The sequence below is a fragment of the Lactobacillus sp. B4015 genome (assembly GCF_026536055.1).
Taxonomy (GTDB): Bacteria; Bacillota; Bacilli; order Lactobacillales; family Lactobacillaceae; genus Lactobacillus; species Lactobacillus panisapium.
In genome coordinates, this window is the sequence record NZ_JAFNOY010000007.1 from 1 (window position 1) to 25,215 (window position 25,215).

23 protein-coding genes and 1 tRNA gene are annotated in these 25,215 nt (G+C 36.8%); 1 reads left to right on the forward strand and 23 read right to left on the reverse strand.

Features of this window, described 5'->3' with window-relative positions:
• The 21 genes from J3U71_RS07915 to J3U71_RS08015 all read right to left on the reverse strand — a co-directional run.
• The coding region (locus J3U71_RS07915; protein WP_267395732.1) for a Rep family protein at positions 1 to 487 on the reverse strand (487 nt) is incomplete at its 3' end.
• 126 nt (positions 488 to 613) lie between these two features.
• Positions 614 to 1,159: a hypothetical protein gene (locus J3U71_RS07920; protein WP_267393843.1), complete on the reverse strand. Its 546-nt coding sequence runs from the start codon at positions 1,157 to 1,159 to the stop codon at positions 614 to 616.
• A gap of 2 nt (positions 1,160 to 1,161) precedes the next feature.
• On the reverse strand, positions 1,162 to 2,235 hold the full coding sequence (locus J3U71_RS07925) for a helicase HerA domain-containing protein (RefSeq protein WP_267393841.1): 1,074 nt from the start codon (positions 2,233 to 2,235) through the stop codon (positions 1,162 to 1,164).
• Positions 2,235 to 2,546 (reverse strand): hypothetical protein, encoded by a 312-nt coding sequence (locus J3U71_RS07930; protein WP_267393839.1) that lies wholly within the window; start codon positions 2,544 to 2,546, stop codon positions 2,235 to 2,237. The genes J3U71_RS07925 and J3U71_RS07930 overlap by 1 nt, the downstream gene beginning before the upstream one ends.
• Positions 2,547 to 2,716: 170 nt before the next feature.
• Entirely contained in the window at positions 2,717 to 4,381 is a 1,665-nt protein-coding gene (locus J3U71_RS07935; protein ID WP_267393837.1) for a hypothetical protein, read from the reverse strand.
• Between the two features lie 420 nt (positions 4,382 to 4,801).
• On the reverse strand, positions 4,802 to 5,635 hold the full coding sequence (locus J3U71_RS07940) for a hypothetical protein (RefSeq protein WP_267393835.1): 834 nt from the start codon (positions 5,633 to 5,635) through the stop codon (positions 4,802 to 4,804).
• 80 nt (positions 5,636 to 5,715) lie between these two features.
• Positions 5,716 to 6,210: a hypothetical protein gene (locus J3U71_RS07945; RefSeq protein WP_267393833.1), complete on the reverse strand. Its 495-nt coding sequence runs from the start codon at positions 6,208 to 6,210 to the stop codon at positions 5,716 to 5,718.
• Positions 6,211 to 6,484: 274 nt separating this feature from the next.
• Positions 6,485 to 6,557 (reverse strand) — tRNA-Thr (locus J3U71_RS07950).
• A 59-nt stretch (positions 6,558 to 6,616) separates the two neighbouring features.
• Positions 6,617 to 6,955 carry a heavy metal-binding domain-containing protein gene (locus J3U71_RS07955; RefSeq protein ID WP_103752923.1) on the reverse strand — a complete coding sequence of 113 codons (339 nt, stop codon included), beginning with the start codon at positions 6,953 to 6,955 and terminating at the stop codon, positions 6,617 to 6,619.
• 126 nt (positions 6,956 to 7,081) lie between these two features.
• On the reverse strand, positions 7,082 to 7,471 hold the full coding sequence (locus J3U71_RS07960; protein WP_267393831.1) for an NUDIX domain-containing protein: 390 nt from the start codon (positions 7,469 to 7,471) through the stop codon (positions 7,082 to 7,084).
• A gap of 128 nt (positions 7,472 to 7,599) precedes the next feature.
• Entirely contained in the window at positions 7,600 to 8,865 is a 1,266-nt protein-coding gene (gene tyrS / locus J3U71_RS07965) for a tyrosine--tRNA ligase (protein WP_267393829.1), read from the reverse strand.
• Positions 8,866 to 9,135: 270 nt separating this feature from the next.
• Positions 9,136 to 12,111 carry an LTA synthase family protein gene (locus J3U71_RS07970; RefSeq protein ID WP_220268519.1) on the reverse strand — a complete coding sequence of 992 codons (2,976 nt, stop codon included), beginning with the start codon at positions 12,109 to 12,111 and terminating at the stop codon, positions 9,136 to 9,138.
• A gap of 40 nt (positions 12,112 to 12,151) precedes the next feature.
• Positions 12,152 to 12,769: a glycerol-3-phosphate acyltransferase gene (locus J3U71_RS07975; RefSeq protein ID WP_267393826.1), complete on the reverse strand. Its 618-nt coding sequence runs from the start codon at positions 12,767 to 12,769 to the stop codon at positions 12,152 to 12,154.
• A complete protein-coding gene (locus tag J3U71_RS07980; protein ID WP_267393824.1) occupies positions 12,769 to 13,881 on the reverse strand; it encodes an LCP family protein in 1,113 nt (370 codons plus the stop codon). The genes J3U71_RS07975 and J3U71_RS07980 overlap by 1 nt, the downstream gene beginning before the upstream one ends.
• Positions 13,882 to 13,987: 106 nt before the next feature.
• The gene (locus J3U71_RS07985) at positions 13,988 to 14,554 is read right to left on the reverse strand and encodes an aldose epimerase (protein ID WP_267393822.1); all 567 of its coding nucleotides are present in this window, start codon (positions 14,552 to 14,554) and stop codon (positions 13,988 to 13,990) included.
• A 344-nt stretch (positions 14,555 to 14,898) separates the two neighbouring features.
• The gene (locus J3U71_RS07990) at positions 14,899 to 15,186 is read right to left on the reverse strand and encodes a type II toxin-antitoxin system HicB family antitoxin (RefSeq protein WP_220268523.1); all 288 of its coding nucleotides are present in this window, start codon (positions 15,184 to 15,186) and stop codon (positions 14,899 to 14,901) included.
• Between the two features lie 249 nt (positions 15,187 to 15,435).
• Positions 15,436 to 16,875, reverse strand: coding sequence for an MFS transporter (locus J3U71_RS07995; RefSeq protein ID WP_267393820.1), 1,440 nt, complete (start codon positions 16,873 to 16,875; stop codon positions 15,436 to 15,438).
• Between the two features lie 362 nt (positions 16,876 to 17,237).
• Complete coding sequence (locus J3U71_RS08000; RefSeq protein ID WP_267393817.1) at positions 17,238 to 19,346, reverse strand: BglG family transcription antiterminator; 2,109 nt, start codon at positions 19,344 to 19,346, stop codon at positions 17,238 to 17,240.
• A 48-nt stretch (positions 19,347 to 19,394) separates the two neighbouring features.
• Positions 19,395 to 19,685 carry a PTS sugar transporter subunit IIB gene (locus J3U71_RS08005; protein ID WP_220268526.1) on the reverse strand — a complete coding sequence of 97 codons (291 nt, stop codon included), beginning with the start codon at positions 19,683 to 19,685 and terminating at the stop codon, positions 19,395 to 19,397.
• A gap of 34 nt (positions 19,686 to 19,719) precedes the next feature.
• Positions 19,720 to 21,120 (reverse strand): PTS galactitol transporter subunit IIC, encoded by a 1,401-nt coding sequence (locus tag J3U71_RS08010; protein WP_220268527.1) that lies wholly within the window; start codon positions 21,118 to 21,120, stop codon positions 19,720 to 19,722.
• Positions 21,121 to 21,141: 21 nt separating this feature from the next.
• Positions 21,142 to 21,597 (reverse strand): PTS sugar transporter subunit IIA, encoded by a 456-nt coding sequence (locus tag J3U71_RS08015; protein ID WP_220268528.1) that lies wholly within the window; start codon positions 21,595 to 21,597, stop codon positions 21,142 to 21,144.
• A gap of 372 nt (positions 21,598 to 21,969) precedes the next feature.
• Here J3U71_RS08015 and hflX point away from each other — a divergent pair, with 372 nt between their 5' ends.
• Entirely contained in the window at positions 21,970 to 23,235 is a 1,266-nt protein-coding gene (gene hflX / locus J3U71_RS08020) for a GTPase HflX (RefSeq protein ID WP_267393814.1), read from the forward strand.
• 120 nt (positions 23,236 to 23,355) lie between these two features.
• On the opposite strand, the gene J3U71_RS08025 is transcribed toward hflX, so the two are convergent.
• Both J3U71_RS08025 and J3U71_RS08030 read right to left on the reverse strand, forming a co-directional pair.
• Positions 23,356 to 24,270, reverse strand: coding sequence for a C40 family peptidase (locus J3U71_RS08025; protein ID WP_267393812.1), 915 nt, complete (start codon positions 24,268 to 24,270; stop codon positions 23,356 to 23,358).
• Positions 24,271 to 24,437: 167 nt separating this feature from the next.
• On the reverse strand, positions 24,438 to 25,187 hold the full coding sequence (locus tag J3U71_RS08030) for a C40 family peptidase (protein ID WP_220268530.1): 750 nt from the start codon (positions 25,185 to 25,187) through the stop codon (positions 24,438 to 24,440).
• Positions 25,188 to 25,215: the final 28 nt, after the last annotated feature.

Sequence of the window (25,215 nt, forward strand, 5' to 3'; positions counted from 1 at the left end):
TCTGTTCATTTTCGTATTTCGGGCTAAGCTTGATTTTGGCGCGGATCTGCTCTAAGCGCTTGGGATAATCAAATGATGCTTTGACTGCACTATCGGCGTAATGGTACTTGCCATCGGCGTTTTCGGCGTCAGCGGTTTCGTGGATTAAATAAGAATATGCGTTATTAATGCGGCCATGCCATATTTGCACGTATTGCGATTTATCCTGGAATAGTTTTGCAATACTAGTGATCGTCTGGGGGTGTTCATACTTCAGCACAATATGGAAATGCTCACGGATTGGCTCACCATTTTCATTTTGATCATGATTATGGTTGATATACGCCCATTCGATTGCGCCAGAATTATCTAGTATATTAGGGAGTTCTTGGGACTTAACTTTCAAATGGTTTAGGTCTTGGGCGTACATGAACTGTCTGGCTCTTATTTCTTTCTTCATTGGCGTCACTTCCTTTCTGTCCCTGCACAGTTGCACACTTCGTGACATTATGATAACGAGCCCGTTAAATGTCACGACTGATAAGGGATTTACGCTTGTTGCACATTTGTATTAAGTTTGTTTTTAGGCGGCTTCTTGCCGCTCCTTCGCCCAGTGGCGAAAGCGGCAAAGCCGCTATTCAACTTTTGTTCCTTCAATTTTGTAATAATGCCTATTAGTACTATTTTCAACATTTGAAAAAATGTAATTGTTATCATTCCACTCGGCTACTTCTACTCTGGCAGTCGACCAAATAGCTTGCAATCTTACACGTGGTGAGTAGTTAAGAGGCTTATATAGCCAAACCACAATTTTATTTGTCTTAATCTCAACAAAACTCATGCTAATTGCATAATTTATTTCAACATTTTTTGAGTCAAGAACATCATCATAATCTAATGGATGCATAAAATTTCTTAAATTCCAGGTTTGCTTAAGCGATTGCCACAATAATAAGTTTTTAGTCGAGATAAGCATTAGACTAATCAGTACCCCAATAATAGTAATAACTGTTACTGTTAAGTTTAATAAAATTATCCAAAGTAAAATTTGCTTCAACCACCAATAAGATGAAAAATAAAGATAAGTAAATAAGATTACGAGTAATACTCCAGGGATAATAACATTATTATTTAGCCAATATATAGCAGTGTATACTTTTGCTTTTAGTTGAAGACCCATTTTTATTTTTCCTTTCCATATGTGGGACACAATAAAGATTGAACATTGTAGGCGTGGTCATTATCAATTATTTGAATAATGCCGGTTCCTTTTCCACTGGGAATTACTAGACCGGTAGGGTCTAAATCAGGAAATAAAAATCGGGTAGTAGCACTATTAATGTTGCCAAGTTGAATACGTACATTGCATTGCTCTCTAACCGATGTTGGAACACAGGTATGATCTAAGCGCTGTCCACACAAGATTAAGTGTACTTGAGAGGCTCTACCTAACAAGGCTATCTGTGATAAAAGCTCAAAAAATGAATCCTTAATTTGCTTATTTACGCCCTCACTTAGGGCCAGCAACTCATCAATCATGATAGTAATTGGTCTAAAGGTCTTAGTCGGATTATCAAACATAGCTGCTTGACGTTGATGAATGATTGACTTTGCTTTACTTAAAATTTCATTAACAGAAGAAACATAATCAGACTTAGACTCATCATGACTAGGATAAATGGCTTTAATATTGTGGTCTTGTGCATAGCGGCTAATGTAATCTTGCTTAGGGTCAATAACTATCGTTTGACTTGAGATTGGATTCAAGGCTGCTAGTAGGTATGTCAGCAAGTAAGTCTTGCCAGACCCGCTATTGCCAGCTATCGCAATGCTGGTTATCTTACGGTAATCAACTCCTAAATCGCGCATGATTGGTACTAACATTGAATGTGGGGTGTCTTGACATCCCTTAAAGTAAGCATCCAGGTTATCATTAATTACTAGCCTAGTTGGGATACCCTTTATCCAGGGAAAGAAAAAACCACGTCTTAAACTCAGCGGTTTGTCCTTTAAGGCGATAAAGTAAGCAGCATTTTGCAAAAGCAGGGTGTAGTCAGGATAAAGTGCAGCATTAGTAATTTTATAGATTTGACTGTACAAATCGTCATCCAGCGCAAAGCTGGCGGGCATTCGAGGTAAAAAAATGAATCCATCCTTCTGGATTAAAACCTCAAAACTATTATTATAAGTGGTTTCGCCGCTTTTCAAATTCAATGCCATGTTCAGACATCTGGTTAGATATTGTTTTAGCTCCATTATTTTGCCTCCTTTATCGATTTTGCTCGGAAGTACACATTATTCCTAACTTCGCAAGCCTCAAGGCCATCAAACTCAACCTTAGCAAGATACTTAGGTAATTTGATCTCGCTAGTAAACTTGACTGAGAACGCGTCGGCGCCCTCTTGAGTAAACCATCCCCTGTATGCAACCACGTTGTCGGTAGGTCTGCTGTCTTTCCACTCATATTGAGGTGCTAGATCCATACTTAAGCAATAGATTGGCTTGGCCAAATCGAGATATCTGTTAACTACTTGTTGGGAATATCCACTTATCATTTTTCGTTTCATAAATAATACTTCCTTTCAATTTAAATAAAATAGTTGCAAGTCGGTTCTCCAACTTGTAAACATAGTTTAGTTAAATTAAAAACTAAAATTGTCTAGACTTAAGGTGCAGAGCAAAAGACAATTTTTGGACAAAAAAAACCGAAAGTATCTATTATTTTCGGTTCATATTATTAAAGATTATTGAGATCAATCATTATATGTACTTTAATTGCTAAATTATTAATGATTTGCATTACCTGGTTAAAGTTTTCCTTGACTGTTACAAGTAAGTCTTTGACTTTCTTACTGAAATTCTCTTCAAATTCTTGGTCAATTGCTTTCAATTCATCATAGTTGATTTTAGTCCCTTGCTTATAATCTTGTCGGCCCCTATCACTAATAATTTGCTTATAAGCTTGTGGTATTTCGTTCTGCAAAATACTTCTTAAGCAAGGATTAGGATAATTTTGGGCTTGTTTACAACATTCTTGTAATATTTTTTTACCTGCTTCAACTTGCAAAAGTAACGAAGATTGCATATCATACCTTATTTTTGTGGTGATTCCATCATATAAATAGTCTAGCTTGGCTTTTAACCACTTGACTCTTTCTTTTATATACTCTTCTAGGTTTTCTTTGTAATAGTTAAGTCCTGATTCAGTACCATTAATAGTATCGTAATTTATTTCAATAGATTGATGATCAAAAGTTAATGCGCGTTTTTTAAATTCTTCCATTATTGATGGAAACAGTAATTCAAATTGTGGTCCTGGATTAGGATTGTGATTAGCATATCTTTGTAAATAAAAATTTATTAACGCTTCAAACAATGGCTCATTTAAATACAGCTCTTTATTGCTTTTATACAGCCTAATCTTATTATGAAAATTAATTGATTCAGCTTTAACATTGAAGGTTTTAAATTTATCTGGATTTTCAGAGACCAATTTTTTTATTTGTTTACGAACTGCACTTTTACTAATACTTATATTAATTCTTTCCGTTCTCAAATTAATTATTTCAAGAGTAGCTTCTACACTATAGAGATTTTCATTATCTTTATCTATGGGACAAATAACTCCTGAAGAAACCTCAGAATAGTCAGGCACCAATTCTTGCATAGCTTGATAGAGTTCGCATAACCCCTTCGTGCTAATTACTTCGAGTATCTTTGCTGTAGCTGCATTTTTATCAACAACCACCATATTATTAGTTGTGTCAGCAAAAATCGTATCAAAAGATTGATCAATAGTTTTAGGCCTAATTTCTTCAGGCATTGTTAAGAATTCAATTTGATTGGGATTAATTGATTCTATTTGGATTTTATTTTTACTAGCAAAAATTTTGAGTTCATTCAGAGTGGAGCGAAATGTTATTGACCTATACATTCGAGAATTGTTAACAAAACTATACAGTACATCCTTTAGGTTGAAAACAAATAATCCACTTTTTTGGTCTTGATAAAAGCCCTTAAACATGAGCTCCTGGTACTGCTTAGTAGTAGAATTGCCCAATTGCAATAGCTTAACTAATTTCAATAAGTCATTAGAATTTAGTAGCTCTACTCTTTTCGTATTGCTTGCCCCAAATTCTTCATCTGGTGTAATTTGCATATTGGCAGTGTAATTTATATCGTTAAAAGCAAATTTAAAATCACTTTCTTGTTTAGATATGATGTTAATATTATGCTTAATTAAAAAAGATTTTAAATCTGTAATGTCCCAATTTCTAGCAGGAATACTTTCTAGAGCGGAGTTATTAATTATCCAGTTTAAGATACCAGGAAGACTAATAAAGACATCATTGTTCTTTAAATTAATAAATGTTTGTGGTGCAAATTCGTTATATATATTCATTTTATTTACTCACTTACTTAAGTATAAAAAAGGCGATTAGATTAATCTAATCGCCCAAGAAAAGGTCAACAATTAAATATGTTTGACCAATTTGTCGGTTACTCAATAAATATGAGTTTGTAGGATTTAAACTACAATTTGCGTAGATAAACTCTCTGAGTAGTTAGAACGCCTTTAACGACCGCAAACCGCTATAACGGTCTGTAAGCTGTGTTAACCGCTTACAATTTTATTTTAGCACTTTAAATAAAAAACACAATACATATACACAATCATTATGAGTAATGACTGTAGGTATTAAATAACAATAACAATCTTTGTCTTAGAAATAACATTACTAAATCTAGACATGTATGATTCCTTTCATAATATTAAATAATACGACTTATTGAATTATGAATTATCTTCCGTTACTGATAATTAAAGGTCTAATTTCTTATGTTCTGGTTTAAACTTGTGATCCTTGGTGATCGTACCTAACCAGTTATAAGTTACCGTAGCTGGTTCGAATTGATCCAGATCTTCAGTCTTAATGTAGCTGACTACTAATTCACCTGATGGATCATAGTTGTACAGTGGGTAGTAATCTTCGTAGGTATCAGTACCATCAACTCTAAATGTGATTGGTGTTTTACCGATCCAGAACCCTTGGTTCTTACCAGTATTTTGACCAACACGATCAAGTGTTACCTCTTTTGCAGAGTCTTTATGGCTACTGTAAATAATATTTTCCTTAGTTAAAGTTTCACCATATGAATTTCTATATGGATTATAACCATTCCATGCGTTAGCTAAAGATCCGTCATAATCATATACAGTTTTATGTCCTGGCTTTAACTTATAAGCGTATGGTACTTGACAATATGCTGCGGGCACTAAATATTTAGTTTTACCATCTTGTTCTTTATTATTTATTATGAAATATTTATTTCCGTTAATATTCCTAGTACCAATATATGGTTGCCAATCATCCTTACCTGGATCGGCTTTTGCACCAGTTAACTTATATGTGCCAAAAGTGCCAATAGCTTCTACGTTATTTCCAGGTACAAAACCAGCATACCATTTTCTAGTTTTAACATAGTGCGTACCTGGTTTATTAGCTAATCTTTGTAATTTATTATAATCTTTTGTAGTAGCAACTGGTAAAGCCTTAGCGCTTACATTCGTACCGTTATAACTTAAAGTACCAATGCTAGTAGATAATAAGGTTCCTATAATAATTGTTTTCGTTAATAACTTTTTGTTTCTCATGATAAAAACTTCTTTCGTATAAATTGATCTATCCGATTTGAACTAACTATTTGTTCTTAATTAACTAAATAGCTAGTTTTTTATTTTGCTACTTTAGTAAATTGATTAAAGCCACCATGATATGCAAGAATCAATTTTTTCCCACTCATTTGTAAGTAATTATCATCACGAAATGGACCATGGCCTTTTAATACTGGTTGGCCATTTTGTTTAGAAACCAATTTAATTGTATGTTTTTTTCTATTATAGGGTGCTGGAACATAGCCAATAAAATGCCATCTAACTTTTTTAGCAGTCACCTTCATTTTCATAGCGGGAACAGCCATATTCTTTTTAATATGTTTTGTTTCGGACGAGTAGATTGGTTTTGATTTCCAAGTTCCACGCATTTTTTTTGGAATTGTGAGACTTGAAGCTTGTACCTGATTAGTAATATTATTTTTGCTATTAGTATGCGTAGCAAATAAACCAAATAATAAAATCGTAAAAGCTATACTAATTGTACTTATTACTACTTTTTTTATTCTATTATTACTCATTTGATTCATTTCAATTTTACTTCCTTCTATTTTCAAGCAATTCTCTTATAATTCAGTATACTATTAGAGATTCTAATTTTAAAACAATAATACAATATCAGTTTTGTGCACACTTCTGCACACGTAAAAGTGACTAATAAGGTTGATATACCAGCTTTTATTTCTATCTAAAAGTTTTTTCACGGAACACGCTATTTTGCGTGTGCATTTCTGTGTGCATAATTATTTTTAATTAACTGAAATTAGTATAAATCATTCTGCATAAATCCTTGCTTTATTAAGGTTAATTAATATCAATGAACTATATTTAAGCCGCTTCCCAGATTTGAACTGAGGACCTCCTCCTTACCACGGCGGTGCTCTACCTCCTGAGCTAAAGCGGCAAGAATATTCTATCAAAAAAATATCCACCTTGTCCGGTGGATATCTCCGCAGTAATTAATTATTCTGCACTTGAGCGAAATTTCACTGCTGTTCCATAGGCAACAACTGATTGCATGTCACCACCAATTGTACCAGAATCAAAGCGCATCATCACAATTGCGTCAGCACCTTTTTCTACAGCTTCTTGCCGCAAGCGCTCTAAAGCTTGTTCACGTGACTTTTGCAACATTTGTGTATAGCTGCGGATTTCTCCACCAACCATTGACTTTAAACCTGCACCGAAGTCTTTAATCATATTTTTAGACTGGGTTGTTAAACCAAATACTTCACCGATAACCTCGTATTCCTTACCAGGTATATTTTCAGTTGTTGTAACTAATATTTCATCATTACTCATAGGTGAGCCTCCTTTATTAGGGCCTTTTAGTCAATAAGTTTATATTGCTAAAACCAAATTATGAATTAACAGATAGTAACATGTCAATCATAAATCCAAAAATAATAAAACAAATATTTACAGTCGCTATTTAATCACTGCTAGAATCTTTTTGCTTAATGCGGGTGGCATCAAGTTGATTTTTAACAATTCGGACAAAGAAACCCAAGCCGGCCGATAAACATTCGTACTGGTTGACCGCTCTTTTTCTTCGCCGCTAATGTCAGGCACAGCTTTTTGCCGATAATCAGTTAAAAAGAAGTATTCATCATCGATCACAAATAGTTGCCGTAACTGTGCTGGCGTTAACTCTATTCGTAATTCTTCATTAATTTCTCTAATGGCAGTTTCTCGTGGCGTTTCACTCCTTTTTGCACCGCCGCCAGGGACTACCCAATAATTTCGCTGCTTTTTTTGCCGGTGAATTAATAAAATTGCCGTCAAATCAGGATTATAAATGATTACCCTAGCGCGCATAGCTATCATCCCCTCAAAAATTAGTTAATTCTATTTTAAGCCACTTAGTGTTCTCTGCCCCATCATTTTGCCAAAAATAAAAACGACCCACTTTGTAAAATGCAGTAGGTCGTTTCTTAAGCGTCAAATTAGGCAGTAATATTAACTAAGGTGTACTTTTTCTTCCCTTTACGGACAATAACGTATTTACCAGAGAAGGCCTTTTCCGGATCAACTACAAAATCAACAGATTGTTGCCGGTCACCATTAATATAAATTGCACCGTTAGTAACATCTTCACGTGCTTGCCGCTTAGATGGTTCAATCTTTGTCTCAACTAGGAAGTCAACAATGTTCTTTGCACTAGCATCTGCTTCAGCCGTAGGGGCACTCTTAAGTCCCTGTTCAATTTGCTTAACGGTCAAGTCCTTGATATCACCAGAAAATAGTGCATCAGTGATCATTTCTGCTTCTTGCAGGCCCTCTTGTCCATGAACAAATTTAGTTACTTCCCGAGCTAAAGTCTTCTGTGCAGTCCGTTTCCATGGCTCATTCTTAACTTGTTCTGCCAGTTCATCAATTTCTTCGTGACTGAGGAAAGTGAAGTATTTCAGGTATTTAACAACGTCACGGTCATCTTGGTTTATCCAGAATTGGTAGAACTCATATGGACTGGTCTTTTCCGGATCAAGCCAAACAGCACCACCAGCTGATTTACCAAATTTAGTTCCATCAGCTTTTAGCATCAACGGAATGGTCAAACCAAATGCTTGGCGATCAGAACCCAGCAATTTATGAATCAAGTCAATTCCTGCCGTAATGTTGCCCCATTGGTCACTACCGCCAATTTGCATTTGAACACCGTGTTCTTTATTCAATTGGTAAAAATCAATGGCCTGCAAAATTTGGTATGAAAATTCAGTAAATGAAATACCATTTTCTAACCGATTGGCTACAACATCCTTACTTAACATGTTGTTTACTTGGAAATGTTTCCCATATTCACGCAAAAATTCGATCAGACTCAGTTTATCCAACCATTCAGCATTGTTAACAATTTCAAAGTTCTCTGTTCCAAACAGTCTTTCCATTTGTCTGGTTAAAGCTAATTCATTCTGGTGAAGTTTTTCTGCACTAAGCAATACTCGTTCAGAGCTTCTACCAGATGGATCACCAATCGTACCTGTTCCACCACCGATAACAATAACTGGGTGGTAGCCTGCAAGTTGAAATCTCTTCAAAATCATAAAAGGAATTAAGTGACCAATATGAAGTGAGTCACCTGTCGGATCTGTACCACAATATAAGGCTAAATCATCGTGCTTTTCAAGATATTCAGCCAAACCTTTTTCATCAGTTTGCTGGTTAATTGCGCCGCGCCATTTTAAGTCCTCTAAGATATCAAAATTCGCCATTATTTTCCTCCAATAAAAAATCCCTAGATTCTAAATCGAATCTAGGGACGACTAAATTACTTTTTCATAGCCGTGGTACCACCCACGTTTGCGTTCAAATAAACGCCTTAACTTGGTCTTTAAAGAAACCACCCTGTTATTTGTATTTCGCTTTCTTCGACCTGTCTAGCTCACACCAGCCGCTAGTTCTCTGTCCGCTGAATCGAAGTGCTACTTAAATTGATTATAAATGATCATACTCATTTTTATTTAATAAGTCAATATCCGTTTTTACTTGTAGAAACCTTTAATTCCCAAACCATAAGCCTTACCAGCAGTCATATCATACTGAATAGTCTCATAGTCGGACAATAATTCTTGTTGCTTCTTAGTGAGATATTTTGGATCAATTACTTGACCCTTGCGACCAATTAACTCATAACCCTTATCGCCATCAAAGTTAATGGTAATTGCAGGCAGTTTCTTATGAACCTCAGTTAAGAGTGCTTGGTATGGCGTTACCTTTGAATCAGTTTGTTCCAACATCATTGCAATAAAGTCACTGGAACTGACAAAGTTATTCGCCTTCCGTGGCAATCTCGTCTTAGCGCCGTGTTCACGGGCATATTTATTTGAGTAAATAAAGTAGCGAGTTGAGTGCATTTGTACCGGATATTTCGCAGTATAACTTTGTGAAATAATGCTTGGGTAGTGATCACCATAGAAGACCAAGGTAATCGGCTTCTTAATTTTATCAATCTGACTGATAAACTGTTTAACCGCCTTATCAGTGTATTGTGTCCCCTTGACATATGTTGCCATCTGTTCACGGACAGCAGGGGTGTTAAACAAATCACCAGAAATCTTGCCCATGTATTCGTTATGCGGATACCAATTGTTATAAGGCATGTGGTTCTGAATTGAAATCAGGTTAATAAACTGGCCGCCCTTACGTGAATTAATTTGGTGTAAGCCATTTGCATACGTTGTAAAGTCGGAATTATAACCACTCTTGCCCAGTTTCTTTTGGTCAATAATCTTATACTTGGAACCGGCATAAACAAACTTATCGAACTTAAAGCGGCGATAATCTTCACGTCTTGAATAGTATGTACCAATAAATGGGTGAACAGCAGATTTGTAATCAAAGTTCATTCCAATTGTTGGGTAAAAGTCATAATTTGGCACAACCTGAACATATGGTGTCAAAGTTGATTTAAATAGACCCATATTCAGTCCGGTTAATGTCTCCCATTCCATGTTGGCAGTTCCACCACCGTAGCCAGCACTAAGCATCGTACCATATGAAGAACGTGACTTCATTGATTCAATAAATTTAACTGGATTTGGAGCGGAACGCTCAAATTTGATTGTTGGGAAGGTATTTGGATCAACAAAACTTTCACTCAAATTAAAGACAATTGTTTGCTTTTGCAAATCGTTCTTGCGGTTTTTGTTAATCCTATTTGCTACCTTAGAATACTTGTCATTTAGCTGCTTGATTGTTGAAGCAGAATAGCCTGTTGCAGGCTGATCCATAATCTGCAGATCAATGTAGTTCAAGAAGTTTAAGACTGGCCCATTAACCTGAATATCTCGCTCAGGATTCCTAAATTTCTGCCGGTTATCAAATCCACGGTTAATGTGGTAAATAACCCCACCATCATGGTTAAAACGAAGTGGCGTCATGAATAAGAGCAAACTAATCAGTGCCCAGATCCCACGCTTTTTCCATGAACCATGTTTTTTGATTGTAAATTTAAGTTCTAAGAAGACATCAAGTGCGATGACAATGACAATGGCTATCAAAATGACGATAACCAATTTCTTGCCGACCATCGGCAAAAGTGTCTTCCAGTTAACGATTTCACTAATTTCAGTTGGGTAAATAGGTTCCCCGCGAAGAAGAAGCTTAATCTTATTCGCAATTGCCCAACCAATCGCAATTAAGCTGACAAGCATATTGGAAGTCCAATACCTAGTCGTAATAAAGTAAAAAATGGAGAACAAGGCATCTAAAAAGATCGTTGTCAAAATGATGGCAAAGAACTTGGTGCCTAGCAAGTAGACAATTGCATTAATAGTTGCAGCAGTACTGATTTGAATCCGCAGATTGTCTGACTCAATCAGAAACGAACCAAAACTCAGGATATAAAACCATGCCCACGTTAACAAGTTAACCCGGTTTCTAATGATAAAGCGGGTAAATATTTGCCAACCTTTTTCACAGATCTTGGCTAAACTTGACTCGTGATTTAAATAATCGATTACTTTTGCACAAGGCTTTAGCTTAAATAAGTACCGTTCCAGTAACTGATCCCAAATAATCGCAATAATAACCATGATAACAATCATGATTAACTTGTTGATTACAGATGAACCAGTAAAACGGAAGGCATTCATAAACCGATTAGAAATCGGTGCGTCCATAAACATAATTACGGGAATGAAGTAATGCATTTGCTTTTCACTAAAAGTCATGATTACTTTCTTGAAAAGTAGAAAGGCAGCAACTACCAGTAAAAACATAAATGGTGAAGACGGATTATTTAAAAATTCGCGATTCCAATCACCACCACCGTTGCCGGAAATGATTTGTGACCAATAAACGGCATCAAAACCAGAAACGCCGATTATCACGACAAAAAACGAAATTAAGCCACTTAATAGTGCAAGGGCTAAAACCTTACCCTTAATTTCAACGTTGGCTAAGAACATCCCCCAAGCAAAAAATAAGATGAGGTATAGTCCATACAGTGAATACTGGAATGTCAAATTCCCCGCACTCAAAGCAAAGCCTAGCAAGGTTAGAATACTTAAAACTAAGAGATTTTGCTTTTCCGTTAATTTGTGTTGTAAATCATAAAGACGTGGTTGAACCAGCATACTGAAAAACAGACCCGCAAATAAAACGGAAGTGCTAGTAATAATTGGAAATAGCATCCCAAACACACGCCACATATTAAAGCGACCAGGCACTTTAATGAAGAAAAGAATGTAATAAACAATTAGCGTGATAATTGCCATCAGCCAATACTTAAAGCTTTCGCTCACGCTTTGTTTTTTCTTGCTATAAACAGCACCAAAGACCATTGGTACAATCATGATCGTTGCGTTGTGCAGCATATTCGGCATAAAGCGAACAAACGAATAATGTGCACGGGCCGCAATCCCCTTCAAGCTGTACATCTGGATCAGCATGAAAAGTGTAGCTGCCAGCAGACAAACAATCTGCACAACTTTTAACGTTTTTTTATTTTTATTCATGTTTCTAGTATCTGTCCTCACTAAAAAATGATGCAATCAATTATTGCACTTTTATCCCCAATTTTTTCTTAATTGAGTATAAAACATCAACTTTTTTACCCTTACCCGTAAAAAAGTCAACTAGATCATGCCTAAACTTAAAGGTCATGATTAGTGTAATGAATAATAATACGATGCAGGCTTCCTTAACTTGAGTTAATTCATAAAGGCTGAACAATAAGATAAAAACTAGCGGCGGAAGCGTCAGGTTTTTTAAAACAATCATTAGTATTAGCGCAATCAGTAGAGTTACAGCTGCAGCCCGAACATCATAGATTGCTGCAAACCAAACAGTTACAGTCACACCTTTACCGCCTTGAAAATGATCCCAAAATGGAAAACAATGACCTAAAACTAATCCAAGACCTGCATAGACGAGTGCAATTCTTTCTGCTAAAAAATATTGTACAAGTAGCAAACAAATAACGGTTTTGGCAATATCGCCAATGCAGGTAATTATACCCCATTTTTTACCAAAAACAGCACCAACATTTGCAGTTCCCGGGTTACCCGAACCAACTTTGGTGGGATCCTGATGCAAGCCCAACCGACATACTAAGACAGCGAATAGCAAGCAGCCAAAAGCATACCCAATTAGAGTGGCCCACAATCGTGGCATTAGTTTTCACCTTCTTCCTGTTGATCCTGATTCAAATAATCTTTGTAGATATTATAATCTTGCGTTGCAGGATTGGTAAAATCAAAACCATGACGTTTGTTGCGTTTATTTTGATAAGTTTCATTGTTATTGACCGTCATCGGCTTAAGCCCTAATTCGGCGCGTAAATAATTCGAAACGCGTTGCAATTCAGCAGTCGATTGCACCTGGTAAGAGGCACCATCAATTGTAGCATTATGACCGTGTAAATAGTCATTTTTGACATTCTTAGTCGAGCCGCGGTAATTAAAGGCAATTTGCTTTAAAGCATCAAAAGGCAAGTTCGTTTTTACATTACCCGAAATAGACGTTAAAACAGAGTCCAATTGCGTCAACGTATTTAAGGAAACTGCCTTATTAATTAAAGTCGTGATAACTTGACGCTGCCGCTTTTGTCGGCCATAATCACCTTCGGGGTCATCATAACGCATTCTTGAATAGGCTAAGGCGCCGCCTCCGCCCATATGAGTTAACTGGCCTTTCTTAAAAATGTAGCCACCATACTCAAAGCTGAGTGTTGGCCGAACATTAATCCCGCCAACATAGCGAATTAGGCGCATAATCCCCTTCATATTAACCAGTGCATAGTATTTAATGGGAACATTAACTAATTCCGAAACACTATTCATAGCCATTTTGGCACCACCAATTGGATAAGCAGCATTGATTTTTTCAATCTCAAACTGCTCTGCACCAGCCATTTGCGTCATTGTATCACGCGGAACAGACATTAATGTGTACCGCTTTTTTTGCGGATTAATAACTGCGATAATAATTGTATCTGTATTGCCGATTTTTTCCTTACGATCAAGCGCGCCTGTATCAGTCCCCATCAGTAAGACAGCGAACTTCTTTTTACCATCAAATTCGCCTTTTTTAATTTGAACGTGATTATTGCTGTCATAGGTATTATCAACTGCGTTCTTTGTTCGAAGATAAACATAAGATGAGTAGCAAACAGCAGCAATTAAAGTCAGACCGATGAAAAACTCTAAAATATGCCGTCTTTTTTTGTAATTTCGTTTATTCACTTCAACCCGCGTCTTTGCCGGGTGGTTATCGTTGTGATCCATATTTTCTTTTATTTACCCAATTTTTACATACAATGAGTACATTATAGCAAAAAAAACAAACCGACAGCGGTTTGTCTATAATATCTTATTAAAATCATTAATTTATTTAACTTAATGTAAGAGTTAGTGTTAACTCCACGTCACTATCACCGTCAAGCCTAGCTTTATCAAGCATGGCAACGATCTGCTTATTTCTAATTGCTAAGTCAAAATTAGTAGATGCAAGCTTAATTGTTACATCCTTTTTGCTTAACTCAATTTCGTTCACATTTTCACTTTCTGTCCAACCATTGCTGATTGGCAAAGTAAATAAGACAGAAAATGGCATCTCCTTATGTGAATTATTTTTTAAATAGTATTTAATTACGACGCGATTGCCTTCAAGTATGTAAGACAAGATTGCTTCAAAATGATACGGAAACCTTTTATAGCTCGCACTATCATCAATCAAAGCTAAACTAACCCGTGCATCTCCCTTATCGACAACAGTCCAAGGCAAGAGCTCAGCCCAATTTTCACTTTGGTCATCACCTATAAAGGCAATCCCTAACTTCTTCTGTGAGTCGCCATCTTTGAAATAATCAATTTGATCGTGTTGTGATACAAAATTAACTAATTGTGCATCCTTTTCATCAATAGCAGCACGCAGAATAGAACTTTCTATTGTTTGCATAGCTTACTCCAAACTTTCTCCCTCATAGAAAATAGCACGTAAATGGCACTTATGTCAATTCAGTCACGAAAGCCAACAATTTTCTAGCGAAAACAAATATTAAGAAAATTTAATTGATAGAAGATTATACTATAAAATTACTTAATAATGGAAGAAAAAAGAAAATAACCGCTAATCGTTGACTTGACACCATTTTTTACAACCTATTTTTTAAAGAAAATAGCCTAAATTATTAGCAAAAATCACTTTAATATACTATAATATGTTTGTTCCCGAGAATTATAATTAGTTTTTGGAACAAGTTAATAAAAAGGGCACCCCAAAATTTGGGGTGCTTTTTTTAGCTAAATCTCATAATTAATTCGATCATGTGAGGCCTCAGTCAAATCAGCTGAAACTGGAGCAATAAAAGAACCATCATCAGGAAGATGAATCTCGCTTTCTTTACTGCATTTTGGTAATTCAGCTTTATTATACAACCTGCTAGCTAAGGTATCGGCAGCCATTTTCATTGACTCGCGCAAACCTTCGCCTTCAGTAATTCCACCTTTAACATCAGGAAAATTAATTACATAAACATCATTTCCTAAGGGCTTAAAAATAGCTGGATAAGTTACAATTCTATGGCTCATCTACCAAACCTCCTCAATCTCGCTTGGTTTATTTTTACCTATATACCATCATATACCTAAAATAGTGCTTAGAAGAAATAATTATGAAAAAATTATTGTTTATCTTATTTTTTGTTAGATATTTTCCATTTTGTTAACTAGGCGAATACTAGCTACTTCAGGCATTAATTTTTAAATCCAACGCCAAAAATGTTGCTGCACTTCTGCACCAACATTTTTTCTTTAGCATATTTTTAATAAAAAAAGCAATTACTTTTTTGCGTCTTTTTTAAAAAAGCGCCAACCACTTAAAATAACAGTTATGAGGCAAATAATCATTGAGATCATGAAGACAACATGCATGCCATAAATGAAAATTTCTGGTTGTTTAGGCAAATATGCGGTAACCCGTACACCCTTAGCATGACTCATTGCAGCAAACAAAATCGTCGTTGCACTTGAAATACCAATTACCATTCCCAAATTACGTGAAAGGGAGTTAATACTGCCGGCAACACCGAGGTCTTTTTGTTCAACAGAGCTCATTACCAAAGAATTGTTCGGTGAACTAAAGATACCACTACCAAGACCCATAATAGCGATGCTCACAATGAAGAGCCAAATGGATGAGTGTAGATTGCACAGACTATAACCGATCTGACTGATTAGGAGTAGTACTAACCCAATGAAAGTAATTAATTTTGGCCCAATCTTGTCAGAGAGCGTACCGGCAACTGGAGCGGCAAAAAGTTGAACTACTGGTAAAATCATCAAAATCACGCCTGCTTGGCTCGGTGCCAAATGAAGGGCATTTTCAAGATAAAATGGTGTAACAACATTAAAGAAGAAATTCGTGATAAAGATTAATAATGCACACAACAAGCTGACTGAAAAATCAGGATTTTTGAACAGGTTGAATTGCAACAACGGATTAGTTGTATGATTTTCAACATAAACAAACCAGACAAAACTAGCTATACCAACGATTAACATGACTAAAACAGGCATTGCGGTAAAGCCAAGTTGCTGACCTAAGAATACGCCACCAAACAAGGTAACCATCCCCAAGGCAAAGCTGAATGAACCAGTCTTATCAAGCGGTGCATTAGTAAAGGTAATGTCTTTTGGTAGGTAAATTGCACCAATAATAGCAGCAATAATACCGACTGGAACATTTAGCCAGAAAATATATGACCATGAAAGATGGCTTAAAATTAATCCGCCAAGGCCAGGTCCGGCAATTGAACCCAAGGCCACAAATGAGCCAATAGTTCCTAGTGCCTTCCCGCGTTCAGTTGATGGGAAAATTTCGGTGATAATCCCATTATTAGTTGCCATCGTCATTGCAGCACCAAACGCTTGCAATGCCCGTGCAGCCAGCAAAAAGACCAGATTAACCCTTAAACCTGATAACAGTGAACCAGCAATAAAGAAAATTGCTCCCAACCGGAAAATTTTGATTTTTCCGTGAAGATCACTCAGTTTGCCAAAGAACAGAATAAAACTGCAGACTACTATCAGGTATAAGGAAACAACCCATTCCGACTGGCTCATTGGAATATGCAGGTCATTACTAATTACCGGTAATGCGATATTAACAATTGTTCCGTCTAACGTTGACATAAAGGTAAATAACCCAACTGCCACCAATATCCACCATCTATTTTTTTGCACCTTTTGGTTAGTTTGGTAACTCAAAGTTTGTGTCATTCTTACCAATCCTCTCAATTTTCAAATTTAGTTAGGTACCTTAATGATTTAAATTATACACTTTTTTTCTTAGGTGCCAAGAAAAAGTACGGCCACATTATATGATGTGACCGCTTACTTTTATAAGTAGCTGTAAAAGCCTTGAGGCTGTAGGTAATTCAGACCATTATTATTTTACATTTTGTCCAAAAAATGGTAAATAAATTTAGCTAATTCACACTTAGCCGGTATTAGGTTGCAGTTTTTGACCCAAAGAGTTGACGACTGGTAAAAACTTACCGATTAGGTTAAGAATAACTGGGAGTAATGCTAAATTTGCCAGTTAAAAAGCGCTCATTTAGCAATGAACGCTTTTTAATTATTTAGTAAAACGATAATAAGAATTGGCGCACTTCCTGCGGTGATTTAGCCTTCAATAGACGATTAATGTTTTCCTGACTTCTTACAATGTCTACAAGTTGTTCAAGTGCTTTTTCGTGCTCTTTTTCTTTTCCCGGTGAAAGGACAAACATGCATGTTACCCAAGCAGATTCCCCGCGTGAACGAATTTCTAATGGCTGATCAAGTAAGATTAATGACAAGCCAACTTTCTTATTACTATTACTGGGGGCTGCGTGGGCTAAAAAAATGTTATTAGCAATCAGCATATACGGACCGTAATGATTAATCAATTGAACAATTTTTTCAAAATAAAATTGGTCGATGATTTCGTCTTGTTCAAGTAAATTACACCCCAATTTTAAAACCGTCTGCCATTTGAGTTGATCTTTCTTCCGCAAAACTCTAATGTGCTTAGCAGGTAAAAGACCGCTTAACGTAGGCAAGTCTGCTTTATTATTTTTTTGTAAACCTGGAAAAATAAATCTATCTAAGCTAAGCCGTAAGCCCTTTTCATCTTTTACATCTGCATATTCATTAATAATGGAAACCAGGCTGTTTACTGCACTGGTATTATGCTCGAGTTTACGCGGAACTTCCTCACGCAAAAAACTATCAATAATTGTCTGGTCATGCTTAGTTATAACGGCTTTAACCTTCACGTCCGGAATGGGATACTTGCCTTTAGGCAAAGTCGTAGTACTAATAATCAGTTTGGCCTGGTAATTATGTTGAAAAATTTTAGCCAAATCGCGAATTTCAAGTGGTAAAGAAAATTTAATCAGCGGATAAGTTTTACTAAGCTCATGGTATAGCATCGCTGAAGTTCCAATCCCACTTGAGCAAACCACTAAAACTTCAGCCAATAGCGCACGCTTTAACTTATCACTTTCCGTAAACTCCTGATATTCCCGATTATTGACTGAACCAAAATAAAGACAAATTAATGCTACTTCTTCACTAGGCAATTTTTTCTGCAGATAATGTTCTAATGGAGCACATGCAATCGCCGTAAATTTGATTAATACGGGATATTGCCACTTAATTTCATCAACCTCACTGGAAGAAAATGGGATACCAAATTTTACCCGGAAAAAGGTTGCATAAAGATGATTACACAAGGTCTTAGTAAACACGCGGTACGAAATTTGCTGTTCGGTTAATTGTTCATAGCGAAATATTATTTCCTGAGCAATATTACTAATATCGTGGTACAAATTTTTACTAATACAATCAACTTCGGTTGCTTGGGAACACAAGAAAATTTTACTGAGAAAAACAATTTCACCTTTTAGCTTCTCATTGCCGCCCAGTTTAACGAGTAGTTTGGTACAGGTAGGCAACACATCTTTAGTATTTTGAGCTATCCACTGCCAGTTTTCACTCTGAGCAATAATTTGATTGTGTGTAATTCGCCACTTAGTAAACAACAAAAGGTAAGTTAGTTGCTGAATAGAATTTTCAGAAAAATTTATGTGCAATTGTTGCTGCGTCTTGATAACCAATTCCTTAGCTATAGAGAATGAATAATTTAAGCGATTGATAAAAGCATAAACGAGTTTGTCTTGTCGCAATAATAATTCATAAACCGTTATCCGAATTGAGTTTTCATCACTAATAATGCGGTGTCCTAAACGCGAACTGCCGATTTTTAGTGCCGGAAAGTGTCGTTTGAGAGCCTTAAAGTCCTTAATAATGGTATTGCGGGAGCAATGAAACATCTCAGCTAATTGATTAATTGACAGATAATGCTTTTGATCCAGCAATAATAAAATTATCTTAGTTTGCCTCTCACGCGCATTTAAGATAGTTTCATGGTTCATCTGCAGCGACGGCAATTTAGCTTTTTTTTGCGTAAGACTTTTCTTAGTCCGATCAGTTAGTTTATAGCCGTAGCGTGGAATATTAATTATTTGATCTAATTTTTGTGCTTGAAGCTGCTGATTAATTGTTTTTAACCAGTTAAAAGCCGTCCGTCGTGAAATTCTAAAAGTGGTTAAGATTTCTTTCAAACTAACAAACCCAGGTGCTTTTGCCAAATAGTTTAATAACTCCCGAGCTCTTGTTAAACTGGCAAAATTGCTTGCCGTCACATTAATCACCCTTTAAATGCAATAGTATAAGAATTTAACAGTCGTGAATTATAAATCTAACTTATCGATTACTTCGTCAATAACTTGATCAATCCCAATGTTAGTTAAAAGCGGCAGACCATTAATGACGGGAATTTTAACCGCATCATTATCATATTGCGTTGTCGTAATAACTAAATCGTAGTCCCCAGCTAATGATTCAATCTGAGCTACAGAAGATTGCCCTAAAGTATATTCATCTGGTGATATTCCCCTGTTAGCTAGTTCTTCTTGCAGCTTATTCATTGCTGATGTGCTAGTAACAACGCCAGCTCCGCATGCAACTAAAATCTTTTTCATCTGTTTTCTCCTTTATCACTATTTATAATTAAAACTATTTCTTGTCCTGGTTAGCAGCAGCTGCTACTTTTTCTTCCGCAGTAATTTTCTTACGATTCCACCAGCATAAGCCAACAATTAGCACAATCCCAATTGCATATGCCGCAATTTTATAAGGTGCGATTTGAACAATTAGCCAAGGATATGGGTTAGAACCGTAATCAATACTTGAAATGAGGGATGAACCTTTTGGAATGGCAAAATGGGCTGCACGGGCACACTTGGTTATTAATGGCGCCAAATTAGTCCCTATCCAAAGACCAATAATGACATTAATGGCCCCGATAATAAATGATCTAAAGAAATCTCCGTGGGTGATTGAAACTATCAATGGAAACATGAAGACAAAGCCGACTAGTCCAATTGTTGGTAAAAACTGGTTGCCCGGCAAAATAAAGGCAAACAACAATGCTACTGGAATCATTAAAGTGGCACAGGCCAAGACGACTGGACTACCAATTCCGACCGCAGTATCCATCCCAATGTAAATTTTTCTTTTACCGGCAAATTTTTTCTGGGTAAACGACTGAATTGCATCAGATACGGGAACAACTCCTTGCAAAAGCAAAGCAGCCATCTTTGGTGTAATAATCATTACCGCTGACAAAGTAACGCCCATTAACATAATTTTGCCCAACTTAGTTGCAATTGACATTCCTGGAATAAAGCCATAAGCAAGAATGCCAATGATAATTCCGATGGCAAAGCCAAGCAATGTAGGTTCACCCCATGAGCCAAATTTCTTATTGAAATCCTTGGCATCCATATGGATTTTATTAATACCCGGAATCTTATCGATTAACCAGTTAAAAACAACTGCAATTGGCACGAACGAACCAGCATAGCCGTGGGGAATGGAAATTCCCGGTAAACCCAAGTATTTTTCCGATAACGGTGCAGTTCTGTCAGCAGTCACCATGATTACAATCATATTAACACTGGCTAAAAACAAACTAAGTACAATATCTTTGGTTAAGGCATAAACTAAAGACCCACTAAAGGCAAAATGCCAAAAATCCCAGATATCCACATCAATGGTTGACGTAGTTTTCGTCACCAACATCAGAATGTTAATGGCAATTCCCAAGGGAATCATACTAACACCAACCGCGGTGCCGTATGCAATCGCTGATGCTGATGGCCAACCGACATCAATTACCTGCAAGTTCAAATGCATTACCTGGATCATGTTTTTAATCGCAGGATTCATTACATCGGTCAAAATTGAAACGGTAGCGTTTAGACCGATAAAGCCAATGCCGACCATCAGACCACCACGTAACGCTTTAGTGAAAGGCACTCGCACGCAAAGTCCAAAGATTAACATAATTATTGGAATTAGGACGGTAGGTCCCAAACCAACAATATACATAATGAAATCAATTACCGGTTTCATAAATAATTCCTCCCAATCTTTTTACTTAATATATTCAGATACAGCTTCGTATAGTTTCTGCTGATCCGTCATTTTCTCTAACCCTTGCAAAAGTTCTTGGTCTTGAAACAATGCCATTAATTTTTGCAGTATTTTAACCTGACTATGTGGATTTTTTAGCGCCAGCATAACAATAATCTGAACATTGACCGTTTCGGCAGTAACCGCCATATTATGAAAGGCTACCGGACTTGCCAGCGTCGCAAACGTAATTGCCGCCTCTTTAACATACTGAACATCAGTATGGGGAATCGCAACTGCAATCTTGCCACTAGGCAGACCAGTTGGATGAATCTGTTCGCGCTTAAGAACCGCTTGCTCGAAATCAGCCTTAACTTTTCCTTGTTTCTTTAGCTGACCGGCCAGAAAATGAAGAGCCTCAGTAGCATTATTTACTTTAAGATGTGCAAAAACTAAATCTGAGCTTAAAAGTTCCATTAATTCACCTCCATTCTTTAGGTCATTTCACCGTTAATTTAATCATTACCACTTTTCCGTGATAAGTCTCTGATGCCAGTAAAATTCAGTGCAACTAATGCACTAGCAGAAGTTGATGATAAGTTAAGTGCTTTTTTCTCAAACCATATTTAGATTAAATTTCGTCAAAATAAAAAATCACATCTAATCGATATGATTTTTCACTATTATATTTATACTTGTTGATAACCGCCTTTTTGGTAAAGTTGCACTTTTGTATTACAATTAAGCTAACCTAATTTACATAAAGGAGATCGTGATCATGAGGATTATTACAAGCAGAATCGCTAGATAAAATGTCACTAAAAGATTTAAACATAAAAAGAGGACTACATGATCGATAACACACCTCATAAAACCAAAGCTTATATTGCTGGCGTTAACTTAAATGACCCTAATTTTGATTACTATCTGGCTGAACTGGCTAACTTAGCGGAAGCAGCCAATATGGAAGTAGTCGGCCAATCACGGCAAAACCTGGAACACGTTGTTGCTGGCACCTACTTTGGTCTCGGTAAAATAAACGAAATTAAGGATATGGCCCGTGGCTTAAGGGCGAAAGTTCTTATTTTAAATGATGAATTAACCCCCGTCCAAATACGTAATTTAGAAAAAATGACTAAGTTGCGGATTATTGATCGGACAGAATTAATCTTGGAGATCTTTTCAAATCGGGCGCGAACCAAACAAGCTAAATTGCAAGTTCAGCTTGCAAGGCTAGAATACGAATTGCCGCGTCTGCATCCGTCAGAAAATAACCTTGACCAGCAACGCGGCGGTGGCTTTGCTAACCGTGGTGCCGGTGAATCAAAACTAGAATTAAACCGGCGGACAATTGGGAAGCAAATTGCCGTCATTAAAAAAGAGCTGAAGGAAATTGCGGGACAAGAAGAAATTAAGGCCAAAAGACGTAATCAAAACCATATTCCCAAGGTTGCCCTAGTTGGCTATACTAATGCCGGTAAATCAACGACAATGAACGGCTTACTAGCAGAATATACCAAGGAAAACGGCGAAAAGCAGGTTTTTGTTAAGGACATGCTTTTTGCAACTTTGGACACCAATGTCAGACGGATTGAGCTAAACAATAATTTTAGCTTTATCCTATCCGATACAGTTGGTTTTATTTCTAAATTGCCTCATAATCTGATTGAATCATTTAAGGCTACTTTACAAGAAGTTAAGGATGCCGATCTGCTAATTAACGTAGTTGATGCGTCAGATCCAAATATGATTCAAATGATTCGTACTACGCAAAATGTTCTAACTGAGATTGGCGTTAAAAATACCCCGATGATTACGGCTTACAATAAAGCAGATAAGTCTGAACGTCATTATCCGCAAATTGAAGGTAGCGGAATTTTATATTCAGCTACTAATCCAGAATCAATTAAATTGCTGGCCAATTTAATTACTAAACGAGTTTTTGCCAATTACCAACAAGTTAACTTGCTCTTGCCGTTATCGGCTGGCAAGCCGCTGGCCGACTTGCACGAAAGTGCTCAAATTATTGCCGAGAATTATCGCGCAGACGGTGTTTATATTACCGCCAGACTAGCACCAGAAAAACAGCAACAGTTTCAAAATTATATAATCTAACTAAAAAAGGCTTTATTCTCAATTACTGCAAACAGTCATAATTAAGAAATAAAGTCTTTTTGTTTTTATATTTAACTAGTTAAAAATAGACTGCCCATTATCGTCAGTCTTTTTTATTTATTATTGAATTACACGCTTAGCAATGCACGGATAAAAGTAAGAACTAAGCGTTTGTAACACTACTCCCGTATCTGGTGTTGAGGCGTGGATATATTGATTATTGCCAATATAAATACCAACATGATACGGTGCATCAACTGAACCCCAGTATAATAAGTCACCTGGCTGTAACTGATCCATGGCAACGGTCGTTCCAACCTTAACTTGATCAGTTGTCACACGTGGTAATTGAACACCTGCAACCTTGTTATAAATTGACTGGACCAGGCCCGAGCAATCATAATTATCAGGGCCATTACCACCCCAGGCATAACCTTTGCCCAATTGCGACTTAGCCAAATTAACAACGGCTTGCGCACGTTGAGCTGCACTACCTGTTGCGGCTGGGACTGTTGCAGTTGGCAACTTGCTTGGAGCCGGTTTTGGTGTCTTGTTATTACTTGTGGCACTAACTGGCTTAGGCGTTTCCTGCTTATTCGGTTTTGGTTTTGCGGCCTGAGCCTGATTCATTGGTTGCTTCTTTTGCTTTTTAGCTTTCTTGGCCTTTTTCTTTGGCTTTGCGGCTATCTGCTCGGTTGCAGCCTGATTAGCTGATTCTTCATCATCCACATCCTCGGTATAGCGCGCCTCGATCCATTCGTTGTCGCCAATTTTATACCAAAGTTTACCCTTTTTATCGACTGCAGTTTCAGCAACATTCCACTTGCTCTTATTTTTAGCACGGAAATTAATCAGCTGGCCGCCTTGATAATTTGTCCAAATTTTTACCTCTTTACCTGGCAAATAGTTTATTTGAACACGTTTGACCGGAGCTTTTAGTGTTGCCGCATCTACCGTTTTTTGTGGTGCCATCACAGCAACGCCCGTTAATGTGAGAGCTGCCGCAAGACCCATTTTCAAAAAATTACGCTTCATCAAATTCAATCTCCTTTTGGTAGCTAGATGTGGTCATTAATTAGTACTCCACTTTATTTTAGACGCTTAAATTTATTTATCAAGTTACATCCATTAAAATAGGAATAAAAAAACACCTAGATAAATTTCTAAGTGCTTTTGCTTTAGTTATTTAATATTTTCTACAACTAGTTGAGAACACGCTTGGCAACTGAAGGATAAAAATATGAACTAATACTGTCTTTAACAACACCTTGTGCAGGAGTTGCAGCATGAACATATTGATTATCGCCCACGTAAATGCCTACATGATAAGGAGAAGATGCAGAACCCCAGAACAATAAATCACCTGGTTTTAGGTTCTTAAGGGAAACAGTCTTTCCTTGTTTAATTTGTGAATAAGTAGTGCGGGAGATTTCCTTACCGGTAGCCTTACTGAAAACATATTGTGCTAATCCTGAGCAGTCAAATCCGTTAGGTGTATTACCTCCCCATGCGTAAGCCTTACCGACTTCTGCGTTAGCCAAATTAACAACTTTAGCAGCTTGTTTTGAAGAAGATGTAACATTTTTGCCGACCATACCTGCTTGGCTTGCTTTTTTAGCAACATTGTCATCATTTGCATCTACCGTGTAACGGGCCTGAATCCATTGATTTTCACCAATCTCATACCACGTTCTGCCCTTAGTGTCAATTGCCGAGCTGATAACATCAACAACTTTGCCATGCTTAATCCTATTTCCTGTAAAACTAGGGTTGTTGTAATTGTCCCAAACATTGATACCATAGCCAGGAACATAATTAATTTTAACTTTAGTAGTTGCAGCTGCAACTTGGTGAGCCGTGGAATTTGAATTAGTAGCGTTTGCAACCCCTAAGCCAGTAATGGTTAAAGCAGCCGCAGCAGTAAATTTTACCAAATTACTCTTAATCTTCAAAATCAAATTCCTCCCATGTTACATCTTC